This window comes from Streptomyces sp. (genome assembly GCF_031178505.1).
In the GTDB taxonomy this organism is placed as follows: Bacteria; Actinomycetota; Actinomycetes; order Streptomycetales; family Streptomycetaceae; genus Streptomyces; species Streptomyces gulbargensis.
Genome location: NZ_JAPSIW010000696.1, coordinates 1 through 3,697, shown reverse-complemented (window position 1 = coordinate 3,697; position 3,697 = coordinate 1). Strand labels below are relative to the sequence as shown.

General features: G+C 73.2%; 5 protein-coding genes. 3 read left to right on the top strand and 2 right to left on the bottom strand.

Annotated elements, in window-relative coordinates; genetic code table 11:
* Window positions 1–295 precede the first annotated feature (295 nt).
* Window positions 296–928, bottom strand: a complete 633-nt coding sequence (locus tag RIF68_RS30675) for a class I SAM-dependent methyltransferase (protein WP_309054537.1) — start codon at window positions 926–928, stop codon at window positions 296–298.
* A gap of 50 nt (window positions 929–978) precedes the next feature.
* On the bottom strand, window positions 979–1,386 hold the full coding sequence (locus RIF68_RS30670; protein ID WP_309054536.1) for an ATP-binding protein: 408 nt from the start codon (window positions 1,384–1,386) through the stop codon (window positions 979–981).
* Between the two features lie 84 nt (window positions 1,387–1,470).
* On the opposite strand from RIF68_RS30670, the gene RIF68_RS30665 reads away from it, so the two are divergent.
* The 3 genes from RIF68_RS30665 to RIF68_RS30655 all read left to right on the top strand — a co-directional run.
* Window positions 1,471–2,319 (top strand): helix-turn-helix transcriptional regulator, encoded by an 849-nt coding sequence (locus tag RIF68_RS30665; protein WP_309054535.1) that lies wholly within the window; start codon window positions 1,471–1,473, stop codon window positions 2,317–2,319.
* Window positions 2,279–2,557 carry a DUF397 domain-containing protein gene (locus RIF68_RS30660; protein WP_309054534.1) on the top strand — a complete coding sequence of 93 codons (279 nt, stop codon included), beginning with the start codon at window positions 2,279–2,281 and terminating at the stop codon, window positions 2,555–2,557. Before RIF68_RS30665 ends, RIF68_RS30660 begins: the two co-directional genes overlap by 41 nt.
* Window positions 2,558–2,769: 212 nt before the next feature.
* The coding region (locus tag RIF68_RS30655; RefSeq protein ID WP_309054533.1) for an MFS transporter at window positions 2,770–3,697 on the top strand (928 nt) is incomplete at its 3' end.

Genomic DNA, 3,697 nt, shown 5'->3' with positions numbered 1-3,697 from the left:
GCGCGGCCTGCCCGGCGCCGCAGCCCGCGAGCACGGCACAGGAGGTGAGGGCGGTGAGCGCCAGGGCGAGGGGACGGCGGGCGGTCCGGCGGCGGTGAAGGTGGTCGTACGGCACCCCGCGACTTTAGGCCCTGCGCGGGCCGAAATCCCGTACCGGTGGCCGGCGGCTCGGTACCGGCTCGATACCGGGTCGGTGCGCGGGCGGCGGGTTCGGTGGACGCCGTGCGCGACCGGTGAAGGGTGGAGGGGGCGGGTGGAGGCCGTCCCGCCCGGACGCCCGGCCGGGCAGCGGCCCTCAGCGGCGGCGCAGCACCCGCAGCGAGTCCGTGACCGAGACCTCCTCGAAGTCCCCCGACTCCAGGGCGCGCAGGTAGATGCGGTACGGCGCCTGGCCGCCGTCCGCCGGGTCGGGGAAGACGTCGTGGATGACGAGCAGGCCGCCCGGGGCGACCTTCGGCGCCCAGCCCTCGTAGTCGCCGGAGGCGTGCTCGTCGGTGTGCCCGCCGTCCACGAAGACGAGGCCGAGCTGCCCGGCCCACACCTTCGCGACCTGCGGGGACCGGCCGACGACGGCGATGACGTGCTCCTCCAGGCCCGCCTTGCGCAGGGTCCTGCGGAAGGTCGGCAGGGTGTCCATGACGCCGACCTCCGGGTCGACCACGGTCGGGTCGTGGTACTCCCAGCCCGGCTGCTGCTCCTCGCTGCCCCGGTGGTGGTCCACGGTGACCGCGACCGTGCCGGCCTCCCGGGCCGCCTCCGCCAGGAGGATCGTGGAGCGCCCGCAGTAGGTGCCGACCTCCAGGAGCGGCAGCCCGAGCTTCCCCGCCTCGGTGGCCGCCCCGTACAGCGCGAGGCCTTCCCCGACCGGCATGAATCCCTTCGCGGCCTCGAAGGCGGCAAGGATCTCGGGGCGGGGCTCGGCGGGCATGGGCAGGTCCTCCTACTGGCGGGTACGCGGGTACGGGCGCCCATCGTGCCTCATGCGTCGCACTCGAACCACACCGTCTTCCCGCCGCCCGTCTCCTCCACCCCCCAGCGGTCCGTCACGGCCTCCACCAGCACGAGTCCGCGCCCGCCCTCCTCCAGCGGGTCGGCGGCCTTGGCGACGAGGCTTCCCGGTACGGCGTCGGCGACCTCCACCCGCAGCCCGTGCGGCTCGCGGAGGATGAGCACCGAGCAGCGGCGGTCCGGCACGTGCCGGACGACGTTGGCCACCAGCTCGGTGAGCGCGAGCCCGGCGGAATCGGACAGCCGGTCGAGTTCCCAACGCGTGAGGAACATGCGCAGGATGCGACGCATGTGACCGGCCGAGTGCTCACCCACGGTGAACCCCATGCGGTAGCTCGACCCAAGCTCCGCAGGATGGAGGTCAGTTACGTGATTCATGCCACCAGGATGGAGTCAACTGGTTACGCTCGGCTACGGACAGGACGCAACGCTTCGACGCGTGAGCTTGGGGGTGACCTCGCCGTGGCCAACATCCGTGACCTGGATCCCAGCGCCTCGCCGCTGGACTACTACGGGTCCGAACTCCGCCGTTTGAGGGAGGAGGCCGGACTCAACCAGCCGCAGCTGGGGAAGATCCTCTACTGCACGGGCTCGCTCGTCGGTCAGATAGAAACGGCGAAGAAGGTCCCCACCAGGCGTTTCTCCGAGCAACTGGACGCCGCGTTGATGACGGGCGGCCTCTTCTCGCGCCTGGTGGGACTGGTGCTGCGGTGCCAGCTCCCGACCTGGTTCCAGCCGTACGCGGAGATGGAGGCGAAGGCGGCGTACATCTCCTCGTTCCAGCCGCAGTTGGTGGTCGGCCTGCTCCAGACGGAGGCGTACGCGCGCGCCGTACTGGGCGTGCGGACCGAGGGCGACCTGGACGCCAAGGTGGCGGCCCGCATGGAACGGCAGCGGATCCTGGAACGGGACACGCCGCCCCTGCTCTGGGTGGTCCTGAGCGAGGCGGTACTGCGCCAGGAGATCGGCGGCCGGGAGGTGATGCGGGAGCAACTCGCCCACCTGTTGCGGATGCAGGAGAAGGAGTGGGTGAAGATCCAGATCCTCCCCTTCGAGGCCGGGGCTCATGCGGGGCTGCCCGGCGAGTTCAACCTGCTGCGGTTCGAGGACGACCCCGATCTCGTCTACACCGAGGACTTCGTGCAGGGCCATATGACCGCCAATCCGGCCGCCTTCAGGGAGGGCTCGCTCCGTTACGATCACCTCCAGGCAGCCGCCCTCTCGGTGGAGGGATCGGCCGCACGGATCGCCCGCGTGATGGAGGAGCACTATGGGGACCGACCTGAACCTGACGGGCGCGCGCTGGCGTAAGTCGTCGTACAGCTCCGACACCGGCGGGAACTGCGTCGAGTGCGCCCCGCTCGGCACCGCAGCCTGGCGCAAGTCCTCGCACAGCGGTGACACCGGCGGGCAGTGTGTCGAGGTCGCCGACCTCTCCGCGCACGTCGCGGTCCGCGACTCCAAGGCCCCGGAAGGCCCGGCCTTCCTCGCCACCCCCGCCGCCTTCACCGCCTTCGTACGGGCGGCGGCCGGCGGTCACCTCCGCTGACGGCGGCGGAAGCGGGACCACGCGGCCCCGGAGGCTCCACCGCCTCCGGGGCCGCGCCGTGTCCGCCCCTCGGCGGCGCGGCGCCGTCCCCCGTTCCACGGGCGGGTGTCCTTCCCCGGGACGCCGGGCCCCGCCGGTCCGTGACACCCCGCCTCCGGTCCCGGGACCAAAGTCGCATGTACGGGGCGGAGAGGGTCTGCGACCATGACGGAATGCCGCAGACCGACCCGGCCGGTACGGCCCTCCCCACCCCCGCACACCCCTCCGACACCGCTTCCGCCGCCGCCCGTACCCCACGGCCCTGGCTCGTCGTCCTCGTCGCCTGCGCGGGACAGTTCCTCGTCGTGCTCGACGTCTCCGTCATGAACGTCGCGCTCCCCTCCCTGCGCGCCGACCTCGGCCTCTCGCCGCTCGGGCTGCAGTGGGTGCTCAACGCCTACGCCATCGCCTTCGCCGGCTTCATGCTCCTCGGCGGCCGGGCCGCCGACCTCTACGGGCGCAAGGCGATGTTCCTCGGCGGGCTCGGCCTCTTCACCGCCGCCTCCGTCGTCGGCGGACTCGCCCCCGAGGGCGCCTACCTGATCGCGGCCCGCGCCGCGCAAGGCCTCGGCGCCGCCGTGCTCTCGCCCGCGACCCTCACCCTCGTCACCTCCGCCGTCCCCACCGGGGCCGCCCGCACCCGGGCGATAGGCACCTGGACGGCGGTCGGCGCCGCCGGGGGAGCGGCGGGCGGCTTCGTCGGCGGCCTGCTCGTGGACCTGCTCTCCTGGCGCTGGGTCCTCCTCGTCAACGCGCCCGTCGGCGTCCTCGTCCTCGCCGCCGCCGTCCTGTGGCTCCGCGAGAGCCGCACCGGCGGCGGCCGGCGCCTCGACCTGCCCGGGGCCGTCCTCGTCACGGCGGGCCTCGCCGTCCTCGCGTACGGCGTCGTGCAGACCGAACTGACCGGCTGGACCGCCCCCGCGACCCTGCTGCCGCTCCTCGGCGGCCCGGCGCTGCTCGCCGTGTTCGTGGCCGTGGAGGCCCGTACCGCCGCCCCGCTCGTACCGCTGGGCATCTTCCGCAACCGGGCCGTGACGGCGGCCAACGCCGGGATCCTGCTGTGCGGGTGCAGCTCCTTCGGCATGTGGTTCTTCATGACGG

Coding starts and splice junctions, on each gene's coding strand:
- RIF68_RS30675 (WP_309054537.1), bottom strand. CDS start 928: ATGCCCGCCGAGCCCCGCCCCGAGATCCTTGCCGCCTTCGAGGCCGCG.
- RIF68_RS30670 (WP_309054536.1), bottom strand. CDS start 1,386: ATGAATCACGTAACTGACCTCCATCCTGCGGAGCTTGGGTCGAGCTAC.
- RIF68_RS30660 (WP_309054534.1), top strand. CDS start 2,279: ATGGGGACCGACCTGAACCTGACGGGCGCGCGCTGGCGTAAGTCGTCG.